Raw genomic sequence first — 928 nt, 5'->3', positions numbered from 1 at the left:
GACTACCACCAAATATGAACGGTCACACCGCGTCGATTTACCCAAAGCCCATTCTGGCTGGCAGGTGCGGGTTCGCCGCCTGACCCCCAAACAGACCAGTAACCGGATTGCCGATGCGATGGTCGTTGAAGCCATTACCGAGGTGATTGACGCTAAACTGAGTTACCCCGAAACCGCCTTATTGTTCGTTCAGTTTGATGCCAAACAGTTCCGCAATATCCCGCAGGTCTCCTGTGAACCCAAAATGCGCATTATCCGGGTGCCGGATAATTATGATCCGGACCGTCGCACCTATTCGGGGGTGTGGGCAGGGGCCTTTAAATGGGCGTGGACAGACAATCCGGCGTGGATACTGTATGACCTGATGATCAATGACCGGTTCAGCATTGGTACCCGGGTGAAAGCTGAGAATCTGGCGCTGGCAAAATGGGACCTGTACCGCATTGCCCGGCACTGTGACCAGCCGGTGCCGGATGGCAAAGGGGGGATGGAGCCGAGACACACCTGCAATGTCTATATTCAGTCGCAAGAGGACGCCTGGACTGTCCTGCGGGATATTGTCGGTATCTTCAACGGCATGACCTTCTGGGCGAACAATAACATGAATGTGCTGGCGGATATGCCCCGCACGGTGGATTTAAACTTCACCCGCGCCAACGTGCGGGACGGTAAATTTACCTATTCCAGTGCCAGCGAGAAAACCCATTACTCCACGGCGATGGTGAGCTGGTCAGATCCGCAGAACGGTTATCAGGATGCGGTGGAAGCGGTCTTCGACCCTCAGTTAATGCGCCGGTATCAGGTGAAACAGGCGGACATCACCGCAATTGGCTGCACCCGGCAGAGTGAGGCCCAGCGGCGCGGCAAGTGGGTACTGTATACCAACCAGTATGACCGGATGGTCACCTTTACCGTGGGGCTGGAGGGC

At 55.9% G+C, this 928-nt stretch carries 1 protein-coding gene; it reads left to right on the top strand.

The window, feature by feature from the left end:
• Window positions 1–928 (top strand): TipJ family phage tail tip protein (locus tag Xhom_RS25030; RefSeq protein WP_145957529.1); only part of this gene is annotated, 928 nt, incomplete at both ends.

It is taken from the genome of Xenorhabdus hominickii (genome assembly GCF_002632725.1).
Taxonomy (GTDB): Bacteria; Pseudomonadota; Gammaproteobacteria; order Enterobacterales; family Enterobacteriaceae; genus Xenorhabdus; species Xenorhabdus hominickii.
This window is presented reverse-complemented; position numbering and strand designations above follow the sequence as displayed.